This is a genomic window from Blautia fusiformis (genome assembly GCF_020686995.1).
Taxonomy (GTDB): domain Bacteria; phylum Bacillota; class Clostridia; order Lachnospirales; family Lachnospiraceae; genus Blautia_A; species Blautia_A fusiformis.
The window spans coordinates 21769-44276 of the sequence record NZ_JAJEPT010000009.1; the positions used below are offsets into that span (position 1 = coordinate 21769).

Below are 22508 nucleotides of genomic sequence, written 5' to 3' on the forward strand. Positions count from 1 at the left end.
TTAATTGAATCGCCAACTAAGACTCTCCATTTTTATTTATGTAATAAAGTTTGATCCAGCATGTTTTTAATTTCATCCGGAAGACTGTCTATCATTGCATTTTCATCCAAAAACAGTAAAGTTGTATATTTTTTCGCATCATTCGGTGCTGAGAAAATATGAGTTACTGTATATGCTGTTGTACTTTTAGAAAAACAATCTTCATCTCGCAGTGATTCTACTACAAAGCAATCGCCTTTTTGCTGTCCCTGATCATCATACTCTTTATTTAAGCATAGAGTAAAATTAAGATCTGTTGTGCCAAACTTATAAGTTCTCGTATCTGTAACAATCTCTTCCAACATAAAGCCTTCTGAGCCAGCCAGCATTGCAATCTGTCCGATATGCTTAATTTTACGCTTACACAATGAAAAAGGGTGCTGCGGTGTAAAAAATATCTGCGAAGCCTGAAGCAGCTTTTTTGCTGCATAACTATAAAACTTTTTTGCAGAAAGGTTTGTGGCCACACCTGTTAAGTGCCTGAAATTGGCAGCTTTATAAAGCACCTCAATATATCTGCCTTCAAATACATATAGAAATCTTTTACCTACTAAATGCTTCCTATACAGATCGGCAGCTATTTTAATCTCCTGTACGATTTTCTCTCTATCCTGTTGTTTTCCCATCTATCTTTTCCCAATCATCACTATAATATAAAAACAGCACCGGACAACTTTTTGTTATCCAGTGCCAATAATCTTAAAAAGCGGTTTTATGCTGGCTGTCAGCCGCGACATCCTTCCGAACGTCTAAAATGTCGCCGGTATCATTAAGTCCCCGGCGCGGACTCACCGTATCTCCCTGGTGTGGGCGTAATACCCTTCCGAGTATCAAATAGTCCCAGTAATTACCCTGCCCGGGCACAGTACAGCTTTTACGTGCCGCTACACGAAACCTTTTGGTTTAACTATATTATATGCGATACCCTAAGAAATATCAATAGTTTCTAACAAAATCGATTGGCTGTATTTTATTGTACCCCATTACTTACCACTGTCTATGATTTCCAGGCCCTCAGGACAGATCAACCAAAAATCATATCCTCTGTCCCATCAGGTCTTAAAAATATTGTTTTTGAAATTCCATTACATTCCAGCGTTACTTTCTGCTCACGGGAAGAGCAGAGGCGAATCCTGTGTATCCTGCCATCTCTCCATTCGAAATCAACTGTGATGTCACCCTGTACCTTCATTCCCCGGACATTTCCGTCTTTCCATTCATCCGGAAGTGCCGGAAGTAACAGGATATACCCTTTCCTGCTCTGGATAAGCATCTCTGCAACCGCAGCTGCAAAGCCAAAGTTCCCATCGATCTGGAACGGTGGGTGTGCACACAGCATATTGGGATAAATGCCGCCTCCCACACAGGAAATATTTTCCTCCCTGGTATAACGGAGCTGGTTTTTCAAAAGCCCCAGTGCATGTTCCCCGTCCCGGAGTCTGGCCCAGAGGCAGGCCTTCCATGCCATACACCATCCGGTTCCTTCGTCCCCGCGCCTTTCCAGAGCCACCCGGCAGGCTTCCAGAAGCTCCGGGTTTTTTTCTGTGATCAGGTTTCCGGGATAAAGACCATACAGATGGGAAACATGGCGGTGATGGATCTCTGTTTCCGGATAATCCAGGAACCATTCCCGGATTTGTCCAAAGCTTCCCGTCTTAAATGGCGGCAGTTTTGAAAGTACCCGTTTTACATCCGCTGTCTCTCCCTCTATGCCCAGGATGTTACATATTTTCAGGTAGTACCCAAACAGTTCTTTCAGGATGCTGATATCCATGGTGGATGCCATTCCCACACTGTGGGATTTTCCATCTTCTCCACAGAAACGGTTTTCCGGGGAAGTGGAAGGCCCGGTAACATAGTATTCCCCATATGGGAACAGGAACCCAAGATAGAACTTTACGGCTCCCTCGATCACCGGATATGCTCTGTCTTTCAGGAAATCCAGGTCTTCTGTATAGCAGTAATGTTCCCAGAGATGCCGGCAGAGCCATCCCGAACTCATAGGCCACATAGAATAGGAACAGGGGTCCTCATCCTGCCCGAAATATCCAACAGGTCCGGAATGTCCCCAGATATCCAGGTTGTGGTGGCTCACCCATCCGGAAAGTCCATAGACCTCCCTGGCTGTCTCCCGTCCATCCTCTGCTGTCCGGCAGATCAGGTCAAAGAGTGGTTCCTGACATTCGCTCAGGTTGCATCTCTCAGCCATCCAGTAATTCATCTCCGTGTTGATATTAACGGTATAATTACTGCTCCAGGGGGCACGCATCCTGTTGTTCCAGATTCCCTGGAGGTTTGCACACTGGCTTCCCGGTCTGGAGGAACAGATCATCAGGTATCTGGCATAATGGAACATCATCTCTGCCAAACGGTTTTCCCTGGTGTCGTTCAGTGATAATTCCATACGGTTAAAATATTTATGGTATTCTCCCAGATGTCTTTTCTTCAGCTGTTCATAATCCGGATCTTCCAATACTTCCATACACTCTTTTTCCAGCTGTGGTGTATCTGCATTCCGTCCAAAATCTGTATTTCCTGTAAAATAAACAAATATGTCCTGTTCTCCCTCGATCAGGAGCTTACCATCACAGCATTTCACACTGCCCTGCGGTACAACAACCTTTACAGCCAGTGTAAACCGGATTCCTTTTCCGGCCTCATAAACAACCGGTTCCGGGCAGTCATAGTATGGCGGTGCCACATAAGAAGGTGCCCGTCCAGAAAGTAAAACGGTATCTTCACAGTTTTTTATTTTCTCATATCTGATCTCACTTTCCAGTGAAATCTCAAGATGAAGTTTCTGTTTATGGGCTGCCTGGAAATGGACTGCCAGCAGAGGATCTGCCATGCTCACAAACAGCTCCCTTTTATACCCTGCAGATGCCACTGTTTCCACCGCATGGTTCAAAGAGAGCTGGCGTACATATCCGCCGGGTGCCTGTCCGGACATCTGCAGACTCATATTGAGTCTGCCAGCCGGGAGGTAACTGTCCGTCCAGTCACCCAGGATATGTTTCCTACAATAATCTTCTGCTTCCTGATGCTTCTGGTCTTTAAGCAGCTTTCGCAGATGCCCAAGATCAGCATGGCCGTTTTTATTCAGCTTTGAACTGCCGTCACCGGACCATAAAGTATCAAGATTCAGTTCAAGTGTTTCATTTTCCAGACGGCCATAGGACATCACTCCAAGAGTTCCGTTTCCGAGCGGCAGTGCCTCATTCCAGGCTTCTGCCGGGCTTTTGTAGCTTAATATCCAATGGTCCATTCGTGTTATCCTCCTATATTAACATTATGTTATCTGTACTATTTTCATAAAAGTTGTAATGCGTCTTCATCTGCAACTATAGTTACATCGGGATGAAGCTGAAGAATTGAAGCCGGTACATTTGGAGTAATCGGTCCGTAAAGGGAATCATAAATAGCTTTTGCCTTAGATGAACCGGTAGCAATCAATAATATTTTCTTTGCGGACATGATATTCTTAATTCCCATAGTATACGCCTGCTTCGGTACATCATCTATGCTCTTAAAAAAACGGGCATTTGCCTTGATAGTACTTTCTGTAAGATTTACACAATGCGTTTCTTTTTCAAATGCTACTCCAGGTTCATTGAATCCAATATGACCATTTCCTCCAATTCCAAGAAGCTGCATATCAATCCCACCCACCATGGAAATTATCTTGTCATATTCTTTACAGGCATGCTCACTGTCTGCATCCATTCCGTCCGGAACATATGTATGGGATTTTTCAATATTTATATGGTCCAATAAATTTTGATCCATAAAATATCGGTAACTCTGATCATTGTCTGGAGACAAACCTTTATATTCATCCAAATTTACAGTAGTAATTTTTGAAAAATCAAGATCCCCTTTTTTATACCATTCGATCAACTGTTGATACATACCCACTGGTGTTGAACCAGTTGCTAAGCCCAGCACTGATCTAGGATTCATGATAATCTGTGCGGACATAATATTTGCTGCTTTTCTGCTAACATCCTTATAGTCTTTTCCTTTGTAAATAACCATATATACCCTCCTGAACGTCTGGTGACCCTGTGCCAGACAGATTCATCACTGAATTTGATACCATTTAATCTCGTTTGGTTCCATATGAAGTTCAAAACTGCTTCCATCTCCGATGTATACCGTTGTATCCTGCGGTTCATAAGTATTGTTCACAACACAGTATTTCTTATTTTTAACATATGCATGAACCTCAACATTATAATTTGAAGAATACCAGCAATAAAGTTCCTTCTCAGCAGATGCTGACCAGAGAACTGCTCTATAAAGTACACGGCTATTCTCGAAGCTATATGGAAGACCACTGATATAAACACCTCGTCCTTTTCCAAAGGTCTTTACAGCCATCTGTACTTCCTGATTTTTATGGATCAGAATTTCTGTTTCCGGCAATGCAAAAATATTTTTCTTGCCTTCACCAAAATCAACATCGCCCTCTGTATCCTGAAGGATAAAGTGATCTCTATGCTCATCCCAGTTATATTTATCAGTATTTAAGTTGAATCCTCGTTCTTCTTCTACACCAAGGATATCATCCAACTGGAAGAATTTACCCTGCCACTGATGAGCAGCTGGTTCCCCTACTCCTATAAATCCTCCACCATTATAGACAAATTCTCTGATGGCAGTACTGATTGTTTCATCAATCCAGTTTTCGCCACCTGTCTGTGCAGTGTCTGCATCTCCTACGTTAATGATCACATCAAAATTTTTCAACAGTTCTCTGTTTTCACGGATATCATCAAAGCTAATAAAGGATACATCAAACGGTGCACCACTTAATGCCTCTATAATTCCAAAATAAGAATAATTCTGCTTGTAATAAATCGCATGATGTACCATGTGATTTCCCCAGGAACGCATTTTACCCCAGCAATTCAGAACTGCTACACGTTTCACACAATACGGAGTAGTTCCCTGAATATTATCATATAAAGTACGGAATTCATCACAAACCTCCTGGATATACTGCACAAAATCCGGAAATTCCAGAGCAAGTTTCAGGTATCCGCCATATCCGATTCTCTGAATCGGGCTTCTCAGAATGGCTCTCCTTGCTGTTACCCAGTTCACTTTTGCTTCCTTTACCGGATCTCCACCCTCATGGAATGTATCTGGAAAGAAATACGGAAGAAATCTTCCTTCTGTATATTTAACATTCTTGATATCGCTGAACAAACGCAGGGTTGCTCCATTTCCCACACTTCCTACAACCGCATCCAATCCAATAGATGCAAATTCATCCATAAATGGTTCCATACCGATCCAGTGGTCACCCATAAACATCATGGCTTCTTTTCCATACTCATGAACAATATCAACCATCTCTTTAGCCAGTTTAGCCACTTCTCTTCTCTGGAAAGCCTGGAAATCCTGAAATTCTTTTGAAGGAATACGATATGTATTATTCATATATCCCTGATCGATGATAAATTCCGGGCGGAATTTATATCCAACTTCCTTTTCAAACTGTTCCAGGATATAAGGACTGACGGAGGCTGAATAACCAAACCAGTCAACATATTTTTCTCTTGCCAGTTCGTCAAAGATCAGGGTAAACTGGTGAAAAAATGTAGTAAATCTTACGACATCTACATAATCATGGTTTTCAAGGAATTTTCTGAGCCGCAACATAGAATGTGCTTTTGTCTTGGGCTGCCGTACATCAAAAGTAATCTGTGGTTCAACATCTTTCCATTCATTGACAACTGCATTATACATATGTACAGGATCCCACATGATATAAGCCAGAAAACTTACGGTATATTCATGGAATGCAATTGAAGGATGTATAACAACATTTCCGCTCTTTTCATCATAAGACCAATATTTTGTATCAACTGTTTCACTGGTAGTACGATCAATTACTTCCCACCATCTCTGAATGTCATCTCTTGTGTTCACAGCAAGCATGTCCGGATAGAGATGATCCATGAGATGTATCTCAAGTGTATCTGAAACAGCTGTATGGAATGACGTCATAATATACATCTGCTGTATTTCATCTGGATTTTCTTTTGCCCACTTATTATCTTTTCGGGTTGTATAATACGTAGCATAAATTTTTGCTCCTGTATTTTTGAGTTTTTCCGGAAACTCTGTTCCATCGCAGTCTCTTATTGCATCAGCTCCCCATTTATCTAACATTTCCAGTGTCTGTGGAACCACATCCAGATCTGTTGGTATTGTTACTCTGCCTTTTCTCTGAGTCATCTTACTTTCCGTCCTCCTTGATTATTGTAATTTTATTATTTTTTAAAGTAACTGTCCCATCCTGCATACTTTCCCTTATCAGTGGAACTTCACGTCTCATATAGAATTCATTTTCAGTCACAAGGGCATCCGGATTACATGCCGGACTGATAATCCCTCCCAGATCATCATAACTGATATTTTTACGGAAGATATTATGAACAGCTTCCTCCATACAGAACATAATGCAACCGCCCTCATTTGACCGGCTGGAATTATACTCATATAAGGTACCATCTCCGGAATCTGCATCATATGCCATACCATCCTGGTTCAGTCTGGTATCTGTAACTTCATTGTAACAGAACCGGGCATTTTTACATTTCCATGGCCATATGGCAGCCGCTACCTTTCCCATTCTGTCTTCCGGATATCGATACACAGAATCATTCATCTCTTTTGCACAGCTATCTGCAATATTATGTTCTGTCAATGGCTCAAGGGAATACATAGGAGTAATGGCATCTCCTCCTGCCTGGCTGACATAGCAATTGCGTATGATTATATTCTCATGTCCGTATTTCCTGAAAGTTTCTTCATCAAGCTCTACCCCGGAAAACTTCTGATGCTGATAAGTATATCCCACAGCAATTCCCCACCGGCTGACTCTCCACACAGTACAATTCTCTACAGTGATCCCGTCATATCTTGCGACTCCTGTTTTTTCTTCATTGTCCGGTGTTAAGGCAGTCATATAAATACCGCCATTGTTCATATGCTTGTTATAAACGTTTCCTGTAACATCATGAACCCATACATCTCGTATGGTGATGTCATGAAGTGTTCCACCGTTTTTCGCCACTACAGCAATGCCGGTTCTGTCCATTTTGTGTGGTGCCGCATATTCTTCTATGTTTGTGTATGGAGATGAGTTTGTTATGATCAGATCATGAACCAAAATATATTCCACATCATAAAGAAGTAAGGCAGATGATACTTCTCCTTTATATACATGAGATGGCGAATCCAGAGGTGTGCCATAATCCTGATACCATATTCCGCTGCCATTTGAATGAATGCACGGCATGGTTCCTTCTCCATAAGTACCGATTTCAATTCTGTCAGATCTGGTTCCTTTGCCCTTTATATGCAGGTACTGGTTTTCAAAAACAGATCCTCTTTCCAGTAAAACACGATCACCTGGGTTTAATTCCAGATTATTAATCCTGTCCAGGGATCCAAATGCTGTTTCCGGTGTTTCACCATTCTTACAGTCATCTCCATTAATGCTGCTTACGTAATATGTTTTGAATTTCCTGCTCATATTCCTTCTCCCGTATCCGTTTCCTTATTACCATGGCAACTTCATCATAGGAAAAACTGTCACCCTGGTAACGGGTAAACAGTTCCCGATGCTCATTCCAAAATGAAACCATGTCTTTGGAAGTAATCATTGAATAATTATAACTTCTTTTGATCAAAGCTTTCTCTGCGACAAAATCCAGTCGGAATCTTGTCAGCTCATACTGTATATATGCAGGCACTGAGAAATTACTCAGACCATAAACAGTAATTCCTTTTTCAAGAAGTTCTTTTCTTTTTTCATTTTCCAATATGCGTCTGCGTTCTACTGCTTCCAGAGTGTCATCAGCAATCTGCCCTAACTGTGCAGCAAATTCCAGGCAGGCCTGTATATAGTTCATTTCGTCATCATTCATAAAATCATAATTATTTAACATTATTCTGTAATCTCCCGTTATCCCTTGTTGCAGAGTCCGGTTCTGCGGAGTTCCGTTTCCTACAGTATCTATAAAAATACTGACTTGGTAATATCCATGTATTTTTTTATCTTTCGTAAAATAAAAATCCCTGACATCCGTTACAATCCGAGTGCCAGGGATTTTAATGATCAGCCTTTAACCGCTCCGACCATAATACCTTTTGAGAAATATTTCTGCATAAATGGATATAATGCAAAAATTGGTAAGGAAGCCAGGACAGTTATTGTCATACGAATTCCTTTTGGAGAAATAGCCGCCATTGCCTGCGTCATATCAGCTCCACTGGATGCAGTCTTTAACTGTTCTGCCAGTCTTTGTGCCTCATTGAGATAGTTATACAATAAGTACTGTAATGTTGTCAGTGATTCATTGGCACGAGTATAAATATGATTATCAAACCATGAGTTCCACTGGCCTACAGCAACAAAGACTACAACTGTTGCAATGATTGGTTTGCAAAGTGGAAGTATAATTTTGAAAAAGCAGGTTATATATCCGGCCCCATCCAGAGCAGCAGATTCTTCCAGTGCTGGAGGAAGCTGTTCTATGTATGTTTTGATCAATATCATATTGTAGGCTGAAATCATTGTAGGTAAAATATATACCCAGAAATTGTTTAACAATCCATAGGATTTTATTACAATATATGTTGCGATCATACCACCACTAATATACATGGTAAATACAACAAAACGATATAATATCTTTCTTGCCGGCATTTTATCTTTTGTGAAAAGATAAGCAAGGAATGAACAGCAGAATACGGATAACCCCGTTCCTACTACTGTTCTCAGCACAGACATTCCTAATGCCGGAAAGAAACCCTTCAGTGTGAGAATTTCTTTATAGTTACTGAGTGTAAATCCAGACGGAAGTATCACAGGAGGATTTACAGATGCTGCTGTTGTGTCACTGAATGAATAGCATAACACGTACCAAAACGGATAAATACAAACCAGTGCAAGCAGTATCATCAGCAAAGAATCAAACACAAGAAATGCTTTTCTTGATGGTGAAGTTTTAATTTTCATTTTGCCCATAATTGTCTCTCCTTTAGATAACTGCTTTGCCTCTGATCTTTTTGGCAACCAGATTTGCTACCACAACCAACGAGATACTTACAAGAGACTTCACAACGCTGATGGCCACACCATAAGAATAGTCCATATTCTGAAGACCAATCCTGTAAGTGTAAAGATCGAGAACCTCGATATTTGGTGCTGTTAGTGAGTTCTTAAACAGAAGATACTGTTCATATCCTGTGTTAAGGAAGTTACCTACATTCAAAATGAATAACACCACAAAGGTCTCCATCATTGCAGGTAATGTTACATGAAGAGCACATTGAAGATATCCAGCTCCATCTACCCTTGCTGCTTCATACTGTTCCTGGTCAATTCCCGAAATAGCTGCCATATAGATAATGGAGTTCCATCCCAATGTTTTCCATTGCAACAGGAAGGACTGAAACCAATATACTGCTTCATTTGAGCCCAGCAGGGAATTGGAAGCATCTCCAATTCCCAATGCTGTTGCCAAACCTGTTACAATTCCATCAGAGGCGAACAATGCTGTAGCGAGGGAAAATATAATGACCCAGCTGATGAAATTGGGGAGGGTTGTAAAGGTCTGCGTAAATTTCTTGATTGGGCCATTTCTTAATTCATTAAGCAAAATAGCCATAAACATTGGCAACGGTGTCAAACAAATGTTAATAAGTGCGAAAATAAATGTATTTTTCAATGATCGTAATACATTGTCATCATTAAAAATCAGTTTAAAATAATCCAGGCCAACAAAATCGCAATCAAAAATACTTACTCCAGGTACATAATCAAAAAATGAATAAATCCATCCAAAAATCGGAACATAGCTAAACAAAAAGACTATGACGATAAATGGCATTGCCATCCAAAGCAATTTATAATCTTTCGGTGCTTTTTCCACCAATGCCCTTTTCCGGTTCATAAGCATGCTCCCTTCTTTATTTGCTTTCCAGCTTGTCAATTGAACTCTTTGAAGTCTCCCATGCATTCTGCCACCATTCAATAGACTCTTCTACGCCAGCGTCTGCAAGCTGCTGTAATAAGGCTTCCTTTGCAGACTGGAAAGCTTCATCGGATTCTGCCTGTACAAGACCCGGCAGAGCATTTTCAGTAAGTTCAATACAGTTGCTGTCTATACGAGTAATATTTTTCGGTGTTATCTCAAGGCACATACGAATCGTTGGATTAGCATCACTAAGATCCATGCTTGTGCCATCCTCGATACGCTTCTTCAGAAGATCGCTTGGTAAATCAATATCAAACTGTTTACAGAGATCCTGCTCAGCTGTGGTAAGGTTCGCTTTCATGACGTCTTCATCATTCCAAAGATTTACAAGACCACCATCTGGTAATACATCATTGTAATCCCATCCAACAAGATTATCTGTACCACTATCGCTGATGCCGCTTGCTTTCCATTCATCTGCACGGCTGCTGTCAGTCTTCATGCTCATTGTATCCTCTGTTAAATGAGGTTTTCCATCATCGCCTTTTTCCCAACGTCCCTCAATACCAGATTCTGCACTTCTGGCAAACTCACTGCTCTGCAGATAATCAAGTACCATAACTGCTCTTTCAATATTTGGTGAATGAGAGGACACAAACAGATATTTTCCTGTCCATCCGGCTTTGTTTGGCTCATTGACCCATCCCAGTTTAGATGGTAACGCAATGTATTCCTTGTCTGTTCCCTTGTTATTTGTATTATAAGTTCCATAGAACCAGTTTACAGTTCCACCAAGATACTGACCTTTTGTATATTTTTCTGTGAGATCTTCACCCTGGGTAATGAAATTATCCGGATCCAGCAGGCCTTCTCTGTAAAGTTTATTATAGAATTCCACACCTGACCAGAATGGAGTTTTTACATCTTCGTCTTTATCATAAACATCCACTACTAAATCATTAGTTTTTGCATCTTGGACATACAGACCATCCTCAAGGTTTACATATCCTTCTCCCAGGCATCCTTTGAAGAAATAAGTATGAAGATCCGAATCATTATAGGCACTCATTGCATAGGTTTCTAAGCCATCCTCTGTTTTTGGATAGATCTCTTTCATCGCTTTTAATGCCTCGATATAATCATCATCGTTGTTAATTTCTGGGCATCCTATCTGCTTATATAAATCCCAACGAACTACATAGCCTGTCGGAATTACAGAACCATAATTTTTCTCGGCATTGTCTGTAACTACATGCGGAGTAACGAAGTATTGCGTATCATCGCCATCACTCTTAAAGTTCTGCATAATTGTGTTTCTATAATTCATGTCGTCTGAAAAGATATTTGGCGCAATATTTTTATAATCCAACAGATTTACTGCATGCTTTCCTTTTAAGACACCTTCAATATTTGCATCTGCAATCTGTACAATATCTGTGGTATTTCCACCAGACAGATCCAGATTCAGGCTTTCCTGATCATACGGTTTTACCGTAATAGTGCAATTAAATTTTTCCTCAACCGCCTTAATCACTTCAGTCGGCCAGGTTGTCGTTGCAGAATCAAACAGTGACAATCCGCCAATTGAAATATCTACTTTTTCTGACATATCTACATCATCAGAACTTTTGGCAGTAGTTTTGCTAGTTGATGCACTCTCCTTGCTTGAACCACATCCTCCAAGGCAAGATACAACCAGAGCAGTTGCACCTAAAACTGCTGTCATTTTCTTTAATTTCATAACCTTTTACCCTCCTAGCTGTCATTTTATATTAGACAGTTCACGATTTATCTCCGTCATACCGTGTACCCTGCTGTCTTCCTTTTTGACTTTGATAGTTGCTTTTAACTGGCCAGTTAAATGTTTTTAAAATCTCATCTGCCTAAGATGCTATTATTTTAACATGGTAAAAGCTTTGATTAAATGTTCATTCTTACTTGATGCTTAACGGATTTTTCGTTTTTTCACATTTTCTTCACTGTTTTTGACTCATTTTATTATTCGTCATTGTGCATCATAAAATAAGTCAATTATTTTCATATTGTTGTAATGTTGAATATATTTTCTTTTTGAACATTAGATTTTTTCTACATTTTTGTGCTTTTAGGAAAACTAACCTCAACAATAAATCCAAGTTTCCTGTTCGATTCAACTCTCATACTGCCCTGGTCACCATATAACAAATTAAGCCGTTTATAAACATTGGCCATTCCAATATGGTCAGATGCCTTAGAAAAAGTTTTCATTTTCATATATATTTCTTTTAACTGAATCTCATCAAAAAATACTCCGCTATTAATCACCTTCACCTCTATGCGTTCATTACATTCTATGATTACATTTATAGTACGTATCTCTTCTGAACTGCTTCCATGCACAAAGCAATTCTCAATAAGCGGCTGCAAAATAAGTCGCGGAAATACCAGATCATACCACTCTTTTGAGCAGTTCATACTGTATTCCATGTCATGGCCAAATCTGAGCTGCATCATTGCTACATAATTATCAAGAAATTCTATCTCATTTTCAATTTTCCAGGTGAGACTGGGATTTCGAAGCATGGGAGTAATAATCTTTCCTAGTGTGACCAGTGTGTCTGCAACAATCTTGTTATTTGTCATCATGGCCATCCAACGAATGGAATTAAGCGAATTTAATAAAAAATGTGGATTCATCTGATATTGAAGTGCAAGAAGTTCTTCTTTTGTTTTTTCCCTTTCCACCAGTTTCAATCTTTCAATATAATCCTTAATGCTTTGCGCTGTATAATACAATTCTTCATTTAGCCGATCAAGCTCCTTCCAGCCAAGCTTTTGAGGCTTATCTATCTCAAACTCCTGGTATCTGACATGGTGCATGTTTTTCATCAACAGTTCAATTGGTCTGGTATATTTTCTACTCCATACAATTGACACAAATGCAGTGGATAGTATTGCAGCCAAACAAATAAGCACCCCGAAATTTCTGATATCTTTTGCGTCCTTCATATATTCCTGTTTTGGTATCATGTCGCATAATTTCCAATTATAAATATCAAGGTCATATTCAATATTTTGCGTATCGCTACCTGTTTTGAGCTGTTCTCCAAGTAACTTTTCCCCGACATTTGATATTATCTGATTATTTCCGTCTACTAAAACTGCTGTACTATCATCAAAGGCTACTGACCTATATGTACTTTGAAGATCACTTTCACTGACAGCAACAATAAGATATCCATCCTTTTCCAGTTCACTGCTCTCCCCCAGTGCTTTTATACCTATGAGCGAAGCATTTTGGCTCATCAATCGCAACGGGCTTTCATTATTTAGGTTCAGTTCCCAGCTGGGGATCCATGTTGTATAGGGATATGCATCTTTGCTTTGTTTGAGTACCTTCAGCAAATTTCCAGATATTTGAGTGTTACCAGTCCTGTTTTTACGTAATACAGACGATACAATCCCCCATCCATCTCCGCGCAAAAATCCAAGTGCAGAAACTTCCCTGTTTACAGACATTTCATTAATAAAGCTATCCGTTATTTTTCACCTTTAATTCATTACTTTCAATGTCCGTTTCCGGATAATTATTCTCAAAATCCCATATCAGATCATTTGTCACATATTTATCCAAGCATAACTCTGCATTTTTCAAAACATTTTTCAGATTTTTTTCAGCCTGTTCAAATGTCATTAGTACTACCTTTTCATTCCCTGTTTCTATTTTTGCAACAAAGTAATGATATGTAATATAGAATAAAATACTTAATATCACAATAAAACTTCCTAATATTGAGATAAGTACCTTCTGTCTCCAGTCCATTCGTTTCACTGATTTGTTTTTCTCCATCTAGCCGGTGATTCTCCTGTCTTCTTTTTAAAGTACCTTGAGAAATATTCTAAATTCTGAAACCCATGTTTTTGAGCGATTACAACAATCTTCTCATCACTGTTCTTTAAATCCTTCATTGCCTCTTCCAACCGGATTTCATTTAGATATTCTATATAATTCTTACCTGTCTGCTGTTTGAACAAATACGAAAAATAACTTCCTGATAGGCCTATTATTCTTGAAATATCCTTCAGGCTAAGATTTTCCTGATAATGTTCCTCCATATAAGATATTGATTTCTGAATCAATGCTTTTCCGCTGTTATCATCATAGTCTATATTAAATTGCTGTACATATGCACGATCAAACCAGTCCTTCAGACTTTCTGATTCCTTCCTATTACAATATGTGATCACAAAACGAACCCCCAGAAAATCCTCAATGGAACTGTTAATCCTTTTTATTCGCTCATCTATATTTCGTTCTTCATGTTCATAGAATATAATAAATTCTTTTTCTTTTAACGGAATCAGCAGTTTATTTGGCAACTGACGTCTTACAAGTTCATATATAAACTCCATTGCCAATGCATTGATTTTTGTCTGATCTTCATCTTTTAGGCTGAACAACAGCATATACTCCATGAAATCAGTCTTTTCCCATGTACAGTTTGCTATTTTACCTAATAAGAACTTTGAAATATGCGTCTCTAACGTATCATTGCTACTTTCCGCTTTATCCGTTTTTCTTCCTATTCTGATCAGATATTCCTGTACATTCTGCAATGCATCGCACACCTCATCAATACTGATACTTGCCTTTAAAACATAAGCATTAATATTATAAGGAATTAGTTTCCTTAACGTTTCGAAATCATTCATACATGATACTACAACAATGGCACAATCTTTATCAATCTGTCTTACTCTTTTGACAAGTTCTACACCATCCATTCCTTCCATACGAAGATCCGTTATCAAGACATCAGGACGAATTGACTCAAATAACCGGAAAGCTTCTATTCCGTTTTCAGCCAGTGCAGATAATTCCATCTGATATTTACTCCAGGGAATAGAGTTCTGTAATCCTAAGCGCACTAATAATTCATCTTCTGCAAATAATACTTTATACATTTCCTTCCCCCATAAAACATTAAAATATTGCGGTTCTTGGCTTGAATATTAAAGGACCAGAAACAAAACTGTATCTGGTCCTTTCGTTCTTCCTTAATATACGCCAACAAATGATATTGCCGGAGCAACTCTTGCATCATCAATATTAATAATAAGATTTGCTGTTTCAATTTCCTGTAAATCTATTATTTTTTTATAACCAATGGTTGTTCCTTTATAACATTCCTGCATAATTCCATCATTCTCATAGCTTACAGAAAAAGACTCTACTCTTTGACTAAGCGGAATAGCTTCCTTAATGACCAGATATGACACTTTTCTCGGTTTCTCCCATTTTATATTGATAGAGAGTTCTTTATCCCCCTCTTCATTTACAAAATAAGAATCATAATCATCCATTCTTAATGCTTCTCCATTACTTTTCTCAGCATTTGAAGCAGAGAGTATAGATATTTCCGCATCCTGTAAAAGATTATGTTTAAAGGTATTCTCAATAAACTCGCCCAACTGTTTCAGATTTGCAGCATCTGTTTCATGGATACGGCCATTTTTCATCGGAGGAAGATTTAATAATAATGTGGTATTTCCCCCTACGGATTTTAAGTAAATGTCTTTCAGGTTCTCAAAGGAGCGGACCTGTTCATCTTCTTCCTCATGATAGAACCAGCCTGGACGGATAGAAACATCCGTCTCTGCAGGGTACCATGCAAGCTCTTTTTCATTTGCAAGGCGTTCCCTGCTTCCAAGGTCTGTCTGGGTCTCGTCCAACGGCCGGTTCCGGAATTCTTCATTATCTTCCTGCTGGCTTAACGCTGCTGTGATCGCCGGATCAGTCATATCCTTTGCAACAACGCTCCATTCACTCGGTCTTACTTCCCCTGCCTCGTTTCCACACCATCTGATGTCCGGGCCTGAAATAGAAATCACCGCATTTGGCTGCAGTTCACGCATCACTTTATAATATCTCTGCCAGTCGTATTTCTGGACCTTTCCATTTGGTCCCTCACCACATGCACCGTCCAGCCAGATCACAAAGATATCACCATATTCTGTCAGCAGCTCTGTCAGCTGGTTCAGATAGTAATCGTCATACTCTTTTCCCTTTCCATAGCTGCTGTTGTTTCTGTCCCAGGGTGAAAGATAAACACCAAATTTAAGTCCAAACTCCCGGCACGCTTCGGCTGTTTCTCTGACAATATCCCCTTTTCCGTTTTTGTACGGGGAGTTTTTGATACTATGCTCGGTGTATTTGGATGGCCACAGGCAAAATCCGTCATGATGTTTGCATGTGAGGATCAAGCCCTTCATCCCACCCTCTGCTGCTGTTTTTGCCCACTGGCGTGCGTCCAGCTCTGTCGGATTAAAAATGGATTCCGGTTCTGTTCCATCCCCCCATTCGCTTCCGGTAAAAGTATTTACAGTGAAATGAATGAAACAGAAAAATTCCATGTTTTCATATGCAATCTGTCTTGCTGATGGTACAACCTGAACCAAACGTTTATCTTCTTCAAAACCTGTATAAAGCATAATCCTTCTCCTTTTTCACAAAATTCTATCAATATGTCTATCTATTTTCGAACATATATTATTTAATTGTCATTTTAATCTCAAAATCAAATTCTTCTGCATCCAGACGATACTGCTCTGATAATTCCGGCCCACAGCTGTTAGATCCGATTCCGTTCTGCGCATAATCCAGACATAAAACAGTACTTCCGCACGGCTGAAGCTCGTAGCTGTGTTTTTTTGTTGTCAGTTCTTCCTGTGTATATGGTGATGCATTAAAGGAGAATGTCTTTTCTCCTGCTGCTGCAAAAGTAAGATCTGCTCCTTTAAGGATCAGATAATCACAGTCTGTATGGCTTCCGTTTTCCTGCGGACGCAGATAATCTTCATGCATCTCATGAATTTCCGCACAATGTCTTCCATGATGGCCTGATCTCTTTTTATCTACATAACTTTCATCTGGTCCGATTCCATAGTATTCCGCATTGTCAAATTCTTTATCAAGAAACAGCCGGATTCCGAACCTTGGGAGCATCGGGAATTCCATATCCCTCTTCACGTTCATTTTTACACGGATTGCACCGTCCGGAGTTATGATCCATTCTGCTTTCACGTTCAGGATCCTCTGTACAGTAGGTGCTGAAACGCTCATGGTTCCTGTGATATGTACCTGTCCGTTTTCAATGTTGCAGAAGGTCTCATATGCTCTTGCATAGCTCTGGTCATAATGCGCATTCATCCATTCCAGTTTGATCTTACGGTCATTGTCTGTCGGAGCTCTCCAGATGTTCAGTTCCATTGGTCGATCAAGGATTTCTTTGCCATTTACGTTCAGTCCTTCAAACAGTCCTGTCAGGCGGTTAAATACATAGGTAGTTTTCTGTCCTGCATGGATTGTAAAGAATTTATCATTTTCTTCCACTGTAAGGATATCATCTGTTTCAGTTTCTGTAAGGAGCTCTGCTGCTTTCTGGTTTCTTCCATCTGCATTCGTTAAGAGAATCTCATCAAATCCCAGTAACGTATCCGGCTGCATAAGCGGTGTGCCATTTTTCAGATAATAGAATACTCTAAGATAACATTTTCCTTTGTCCGGAACAGAAACAGGAAGTTTGATTTTTCCTTCACCATGAGCCGGGATACTCTCATCCAGATTTATATGAGCTACATATTTAGCATCTCCATCAACGCTCATTTCATATATTAAATAAATGTAATCTTTTAAATCCACATAGTTCAGATAATTATGAAGTACAGCTTCACCTGTCTGCTGGTCATAATGAAGTACTCTTGCAGGTCTGTATATGTTTTTGTATTCTTTCAGACCGACATGTGGCTTTCTGTCCGGATATACCAGTCCGTCCATACAGAAGTTTCCATCGTGGATCTCTTCCCCGTGATCGCCGCCATAATAGTAAATTCCTTTTCCATTTTCGGCTTTTCCCTTATAAATCGCATGGTCGCACCACTCCCAGACAAATCCGCCGCAAAGTGCATCATATTTCTGGATAAACTGGAAATAGTCCTCCAGATCTCCAGGGCCATTTCCCATAGCATGGCAGTACTCTACCAAAAGGAACGGTTTTTCCGGATCCTTTTCCATATATTCTTCTATTTCCGAAAATGCCGGGTACATTCTTCCGACTACATCAATATTGGAATAATCATATTCCCTGTCAGAGCTCTGATAAAAAGCACTTTCATATGTAGTGAGTCTGGTAGGGTCAAATTCTTTTGTCCACTTTAAGGCTTCTTCAAAAGTACATCCGTATCCGCATTCATTTCCCATGGACCACATCACAATACATGGACGGTTCTTCTCACGGTATACACAGAGCTTTGTACGATCCATGGTAGCCGGGATAAAATCCGGATTGTTGGAGATGCGTTTATTCCAATGTTCTACTACATTATCCCATTCCTGGTTCTTCAGATACTGGCTCTGGGTACCATGGCTTTCGTTATCTGCCTCTGCGATCACAAAGAGTCCATATTCATCACACAGCTGATAGAAATACGGCGCATTCGGATAATGGCTGCTTCGTACAGCGTTAAAATTGTTAGCTTTCATCATCTTCAGGTCAAGGTCTGCCTGTTCAATACTGATCACAGCTCCTGTCACCGGATCGGAATCATGACGGTTGACACCATTGAACTTCACTTTTACCCCGTTGATATAGATTACGCTTCCATCTCGTTTTACTTCACGAAGACCAATCCTGTCAGTGATCACTTCTCCTTCAGTCTCAAATACTACCTGATAAAGATATGGAGTCTCCGGATTCCAGAGCTTCGGTTCCATGATTGTAAACACTGCTTTATGGGAATATTCCCCTTCAGCCGTTTCTTTAAATCCACCCGCTGCCACTGTGTTGCCATCCATATCCTGGATCCGGATGTTTACAGTTTCTGCTGCGCTGCCAAGAAATTTTGCACAGATCTCTACATCTGCTGTACTTCCCAGTAGTTTTGTAGTAGTGAAGTAATCATACAGAACTGCTTCCGGTCTTTTTAACAGATATACATCACGGAAAATACCGGTCATTCGGAATTTATCCTGGTCTTCCAGATAAGTACCATCACACCATTTCAGAACCAGCACTGCCAGTGTATTCTTTCCACTACGGATGTAATCTGTCACATCAAATTCACTGGTGCAGTGTGAAACCTGGCTATATCCCACATAACATCCGTTTAACCATACATAAAAGCAGGAATCCACGCCTTCAAAGTTCAGATATGCTTTTGGCGCATGTTCATCTTTTTCATACTCAAACTCATGAACATATGCCCCGCATGGGTTGTCCTGTGGAACGTATGGCGGATCAAGGGGAATCGGATAACGTACATTGGTATACTGATGCTCGTCATAGCCGAAATTCTGCCAGATCCCCGGCACAGGTATCTCCCCGAACCCATTTGTATCATAGCTTTCTTCATAAAATTTTTCCTGCAGGTCATAAATGCTCTCATAGAAACGGAATTTCCAGTTTCCATTCAGAAATTCTATTCTGTCCGATTTTTCCCTGTCATGTACGAGGGCTCCCATGCAGGCGGAAGCCGGTACATAGTAGGAACGGTATGGCATGGTATTCTCATGCAGCATGTTAAGATTTTCATAATGCTTAGGTATGATCATGTGATATCCTCCCAATACGTTTATTGTTTTGCTTTTGTCGTACTATCATTATACTTTTTTATTATAAAAAAATACATAAACAACATTCGACAAAACATGCACAAAATGTTATACTTATTACATAATAACCAACTATTTTTTAACAATATTTTGTAGAATCGTAAAATTGCACAATTCATATTGTTGTGTTTTGTGCAATATGACAAGGAGGACATTACTTGTATACGTTATCAGCATACTATCACAAATCCAGGGTAGATTTTATGGATAAAAAACATCCCCTGTTTATTGGAAACTGCGGCACTTATCATCTATACACCGTAGAAAAGCTTTCTACCCACCGCCCGAAAGGCCGGCTTGATTATCAGCTTCTTTACATCGCATCCGGACGGGCACATTTTTATTTTGATGGAAAACCTACTGTTGTAGAAGCCGGCAATATGGTACTCTACCGTCCACGTGAGGAACAACGCTATTATTATTATGGAGCGGATCAGACTGAAGTTTACTGGGTTCACTTTACTGGAAATAATGTAAAGAACTTTCTGAGAAGATATGGGATTACCGACGATACCCGCATTATTTATACCGGTATCTCCATTGAGTACAAAAATCTATTTATGTCCATGATCGAGGAACTGAATCTGCAGCGAATTGATTGTGAGGAGATGCTGATAAATTATTTCACAATTCTCCTGATCAGCCTCCATAGAATAGCACTGCAAAAGCCACGTAAAAAGAACCTTCAGAACATGAACGATATGGAACAGACTGCACAGTACTTTCGGATGCATTATAATAAACCTATAAGTATTAAGGACTATGCTGTTTCCCACAATATAAGTATCAGCTGGTTCATCCAGAACTTCCGTCAGTATGCCAATACTACACCTGCTCAATACGTGCAGTCTCTGAGGCTTACCAATGCAAAAATACTTCTGGAAACGACCAATTATAATATCACAGAAATAGCCAACCTGGTCGGGTACGAAAATCCATTATATTTCAGCCGCTTTTTCCGAAAACAGTGTGGCATTTCCCCTTCACAGTTCCGCAAACAGCTGGTGCCGAATGCAGAAAGCTGTCCAAAATAAAACCAATCAAAAACGCTGGGAGCAATTCTCAGCGTTTTTGATTGATTTTATTTAACATAATATTACGATACTTTTTTTACCTTAGAATTAATGGACATAAAGCCTGTTTCAGGATGTCGCAGATAAATATTCTTATACCTGTAAGTACTCAGCACGATTCCCATGAGTCCATAAGAAACTATGATACAGCTTCCTCCGGCTGAAAAAAACGGAAGAAATGTTATTGATTGCGGAAATACGCCAAGATTCTCAAGGACATTTATCAAAAAACTGATGAGAAATACAATTCCGCACCCGCATCCCATCATCATACCCAGCTGATTTTTCTGTCGCAACGCAGTGTTGAAGACTGCAAAAATCAGAACCGCAAGAACACAGCACAAAAGTATAGCTGCAATTATTCCATATACAGATGACAGATAGGTCAGAATGTAATCCGCATTAAATGCTGGCAGGATTCCCGTTACATCTGATTTGCTTTTCCCGATCAGCTTATTCTGTCTCCAAAGTGAATGCAACATTTTTGTGAGATAGTCTGTTTCGCTGCCGCTGGAAAACATCGCCTGTATGCGCGCAATTTGATATTCCGCCAGCCTGTTTCTCAGGTACATACCCAGGAAAGCTGCTATGGGCGCGGTCAAAAACACAGCCCAGATTCCACAGATAGTTCTTTTCTTTCTGACAGTAAACCAGTCCTTTTTGATTGCGATCGTCAACATAGTCAGCATAGTTACCAGCATCACACAAGCTGTCCTGAGTGCCGGCAGGCTGTAAACTAATATTACTGGAGCAATCAGCCATAAGATTGCTCTTACCAGTCCCTTATATCCCCACCCATGATATTTATATAAAATTGCTCCATATATGGGAACATAAAACAGCATCAGTTTTTGTACATCCATGCCTCTTCTGCCTCCCGGCAGTGATATAAAAATCCTCGCTCCGTTTACATGGTCTCCTTCCAATATAACCAGCAAACAGACGGACAATAAAACAGCTGCAATTATTTTTGAAAATTTTGCCAGTACGGTATAGTCCAGCAGATACAAAATCATCATGACAGCCAGCCCGATCATAACATGAAACACATATCTGTCAGAACCGGCTACCGCATTCTCACTGGCTTTTCCGGAAATCCCTGCATGTATCAGAACACCTGCAATGCTGATAAGTATAATCATTCCCAAAAGTTTCCATGCAGCCTGAGGTCTGTGGATACTGTCAAGGGAGATTCCTGTTTCCACAGGATCCCCCATGTCTCTGACGGCTTCCTTCTCTGCCTGTTCATGATCCATGCCTGCCTTCATGTTTTCCGCAATCTGATCCTCCATATGATCCTGCAGTTCCTGTTTTATGTATGGTCTGGCTTTTGTGCAGCGAATCTGTTCCAGCAATAATTTCAAATATTCATCCATAACTCACACCTCCAGTATAAGCACATTGGTCACTGCTGCAGAATACTCTTTCCATTCCTCTATTTTCTTTTCCAGGAATCCTCTTCCCTGTCTGGTAAGGCTATAATACTTTCTGGTCTTTCCAGCTACATCCTGTTCATATACTGTCAGGAGTCCTTTCTCTTCCAAGCTGTGCAGCAATGGATAAAGAGTTCCAGCCTTCAGCTCAAATACATTCTGAGATTTTTGCCTCAGTGTGTCGATCATCTCATATCCATACATATCCTTTTCAGACAAAAGTTTCATTACAAGCATTGCCATACTTCCTGAAACCAATGCTCTTTCAATAGCCATCTGGTCCACCCCCTTCTTAGAATAAGTTATATATCGGCGC

At 40.0% G+C, this 22508-nt stretch carries 17 protein-coding genes; 1 reads left to right on the plus strand and 16 read right to left on the minus strand.

Features of this window, described 5'->3' with window-relative positions; all coding sequences use genetic code 11:
- Nucleotides 1-32 precede the first annotated feature (32 nt).
- The 14 genes from LKD46_RS09020 to LKD46_RS09085 form a co-directional block, all read right to left on the minus strand.
- Nucleotides 33-665, minus strand: coding sequence for a PBECR4 domain-containing protein (locus tag LKD46_RS09020; RefSeq protein WP_005423087.1), 633 nt, complete (start codon nucleotides 663-665; stop codon nucleotides 33-35).
- Nucleotides 666-1063: 398 nt separating this feature from the next.
- Nucleotides 1064-3304: a glycoside hydrolase family 95 protein gene (locus tag LKD46_RS09025; protein WP_114002664.1), complete on the minus strand. Its 2241-nt coding sequence runs from the start codon at nucleotides 3302-3304 to the stop codon at nucleotides 1064-1066.
- Nucleotides 3305-3348: 44 nt separating this feature from the next.
- Nucleotides 3349-4074 (minus strand): glucosamine-6-phosphate deaminase, encoded by a 726-nt coding sequence (gene nagB, locus LKD46_RS09030; RefSeq protein WP_059085755.1) that lies wholly within the window; start codon nucleotides 4072-4074, stop codon nucleotides 3349-3351.
- A gap of 45 nt (nucleotides 4075-4119) precedes the next feature.
- Complete coding sequence (gene gnpA / locus LKD46_RS09035; protein ID WP_114002665.1) at nucleotides 4120-6285, minus strand: 1,3-beta-galactosyl-N-acetylhexosamine phosphorylase; 2166 nt, start codon at nucleotides 6283-6285, stop codon at nucleotides 4120-4122.
- Nucleotide 6286: 1 nt separating this feature from the next.
- Complete coding sequence (locus LKD46_RS09040) at nucleotides 6287-7588, minus strand: right-handed parallel beta-helix repeat-containing protein (protein WP_059085753.1); 1302 nt, start codon at nucleotides 7586-7588, stop codon at nucleotides 6287-6289.
- On the minus strand, nucleotides 7548-8003 hold the full coding sequence (locus tag LKD46_RS09045; RefSeq protein ID WP_059085752.1) for a hypothetical protein: 456 nt from the start codon (nucleotides 8001-8003) through the stop codon (nucleotides 7548-7550). The genes LKD46_RS09040 and LKD46_RS09045 overlap by 41 nt, the downstream gene beginning before the upstream one ends.
- A 170-nt stretch (nucleotides 8004-8173) precedes the next feature.
- On the minus strand, nucleotides 8174-9085 hold the full coding sequence (locus LKD46_RS09050; RefSeq protein ID WP_059085751.1) for a carbohydrate ABC transporter permease: 912 nt from the start codon (nucleotides 9083-9085) through the stop codon (nucleotides 8174-8176).
- Nucleotides 9086-9098: 13 nt separating this feature from the next.
- The gene (locus LKD46_RS09055) at nucleotides 9099-10013 is read right to left on the minus strand and encodes an ABC transporter permease subunit (RefSeq protein WP_059086883.1); all 915 of its coding nucleotides are present in this window, start codon (nucleotides 10011-10013) and stop codon (nucleotides 9099-9101) included.
- A 16-nt stretch (nucleotides 10014-10029) separates the two neighbouring features.
- On the minus strand, nucleotides 10030-11778 hold the full coding sequence (locus tag LKD46_RS09060; protein ID WP_114002666.1) for a type 2 periplasmic-binding domain-containing protein: 1749 nt from the start codon (nucleotides 11776-11778) through the stop codon (nucleotides 10030-10032).
- Between the two features lie 347 nt (nucleotides 11779-12125).
- Nucleotides 12126-13535, minus strand: coding sequence for a sensor histidine kinase (locus LKD46_RS09065; RefSeq protein ID WP_227574045.1), 1410 nt, complete (start codon nucleotides 13533-13535; stop codon nucleotides 12126-12128).
- A gap of 13 nt (nucleotides 13536-13548) precedes the next feature.
- Entirely contained in the window at nucleotides 13549-13866 is a 318-nt protein-coding gene (locus tag LKD46_RS09070) for a hypothetical protein (protein ID WP_227574046.1), read from the minus strand.
- Nucleotides 13845-14981 (minus strand): response regulator transcription factor, encoded by a 1137-nt coding sequence (locus LKD46_RS09075; protein ID WP_059085748.1) that lies wholly within the window; start codon nucleotides 14979-14981, stop codon nucleotides 13845-13847. The genes LKD46_RS09070 and LKD46_RS09075 overlap by 22 nt, the downstream gene beginning before the upstream one ends.
- A 93-nt stretch (nucleotides 14982-15074) precedes the next feature.
- Nucleotides 15075-16508, minus strand: a complete 1434-nt coding sequence (locus tag LKD46_RS09080) for an alpha-L-fucosidase (RefSeq protein WP_059085747.1) — start codon at nucleotides 16506-16508, stop codon at nucleotides 15075-15077.
- Nucleotides 16509-16566: 58 nt separating this feature from the next.
- Entirely contained in the window at nucleotides 16567-19626 is a 3060-nt protein-coding gene (locus tag LKD46_RS09085) for a glycoside hydrolase family 2 TIM barrel-domain containing protein (RefSeq protein WP_114002668.1), read from the minus strand.
- Between the two features lie 218 nt (nucleotides 19627-19844).
- Between LKD46_RS09085 and LKD46_RS09090 the strand changes: the two genes are divergently transcribed.
- Nucleotides 19845-20720, plus strand: coding sequence for a helix-turn-helix domain-containing protein (locus LKD46_RS09090; protein ID WP_227574047.1), 876 nt, complete (start codon nucleotides 19845-19847; stop codon nucleotides 20718-20720).
- 62 nt (nucleotides 20721-20782) lie between these two features.
- On the opposite strand, the gene LKD46_RS09095 is transcribed toward LKD46_RS09090, so the two are convergent.
- A complete protein-coding gene (locus LKD46_RS09095) occupies nucleotides 20783-22135 on the minus strand; it encodes an FtsW/RodA/SpoVE family cell cycle protein (protein WP_227574048.1) in 1353 nt (450 codons plus the stop codon).
- Between the two features lie 3 nt (nucleotides 22136-22138).
- Nucleotides 22139-22468, minus strand: coding sequence for a PadR family transcriptional regulator (locus tag LKD46_RS09100; protein WP_055066334.1), 330 nt, complete (start codon nucleotides 22466-22468; stop codon nucleotides 22139-22141).
- Nucleotides 22469-22508: the final 40 nt, after the last annotated feature.

What these genes read in the sequence shown, in the direction of transcription:
- LKD46_RS09070 (WP_227574046.1), bottom strand. Translation starts at nt 13,866, where the DNA reads ATGGAGAAAAACAAATCAGTGAAACGAATGGACTGGAGACAGAAGGTA.
- LKD46_RS09065 (WP_227574045.1), bottom strand. Translation starts at nt 13,535, where the DNA reads ATGTCTGTAAACAGGGAAGTTTCTGCACTTGGATTTTTGCGCGGAGAT.
- LKD46_RS09080 (WP_059085747.1), bottom strand. Translation starts at nt 16,508, where the DNA reads ATGCTTTATACAGGTTTTGAAGAAGATAAACGTTTGGTTCAGGTTGTA.
- LKD46_RS09040 (WP_059085753.1), bottom strand. Translation starts at nt 7,588, where the DNA reads ATGAGCAGGAAATTCAAAACATATTACGTAAGCAGCATTAATGGAGAT.
- LKD46_RS09020 (WP_005423087.1), bottom strand. Translation starts at nt 665, where the DNA reads ATGGGAAAACAACAGGATAGAGAGAAAATCGTACAGGAGATTAAAATA.
- LKD46_RS09025 (WP_114002664.1), bottom strand. Translation starts at nt 3,304, where the DNA reads ATGGACCATTGGATATTAAGCTACAAAAGCCCGGCAGAAGCCTGGAAT.
- LKD46_RS09045 (WP_059085752.1), bottom strand. Translation starts at nt 8,003, where the DNA reads ATGTTAAATAATTATGATTTTATGAATGATGACGAAATGAACTATATA.
- LKD46_RS09055 (WP_059086883.1), bottom strand. Translation starts at nt 10,013, where the DNA reads ATGAACCGGAAAAGGGCATTGGTGGAAAAAGCACCGAAAGATTATAAA.
- nagB (WP_059085755.1), bottom strand. Translation starts at nt 4,074, where the DNA reads ATGGTTATTTACAAAGGAAAAGACTATAAGGATGTTAGCAGAAAAGCA.
- gnpA (WP_114002665.1), bottom strand. Translation starts at nt 6,285, where the DNA reads ATGACTCAGAGAAAAGGCAGAGTAACAATACCAACAGATCTGGATGTG.
- LKD46_RS09100 (WP_055066334.1), bottom strand. Translation starts at nt 22,468, where the DNA reads ATGGCTATTGAAAGAGCATTGGTTTCAGGAAGTATGGCAATGCTTGTA.
- LKD46_RS09085 (WP_114002668.1), bottom strand. Translation starts at nt 19,626, where the DNA reads ATGATCATACCTAAGCATTATGAAAATCTTAACATGCTGCATGAGAAT.
- LKD46_RS09075 (WP_059085748.1), bottom strand. Translation starts at nt 14,981, where the DNA reads ATGTATAAAGTATTATTTGCAGAAGATGAATTATTAGTGCGCTTAGGA.
- LKD46_RS09050 (WP_059085751.1), bottom strand. Translation starts at nt 9,085, where the DNA reads ATGGGCAAAATGAAAATTAAAACTTCACCATCAAGAAAAGCATTTCTT.
- LKD46_RS09095 (WP_227574048.1), bottom strand. Translation starts at nt 22,135, where the DNA reads ATGGATGAATATTTGAAATTATTGCTGGAACAGATTCGCTGCACAAAA.
- LKD46_RS09060 (WP_114002666.1), bottom strand. Translation starts at nt 11,778, where the DNA reads ATGAAATTAAAGAAAATGACAGCAGTTTTAGGTGCAACTGCTCTGGTT.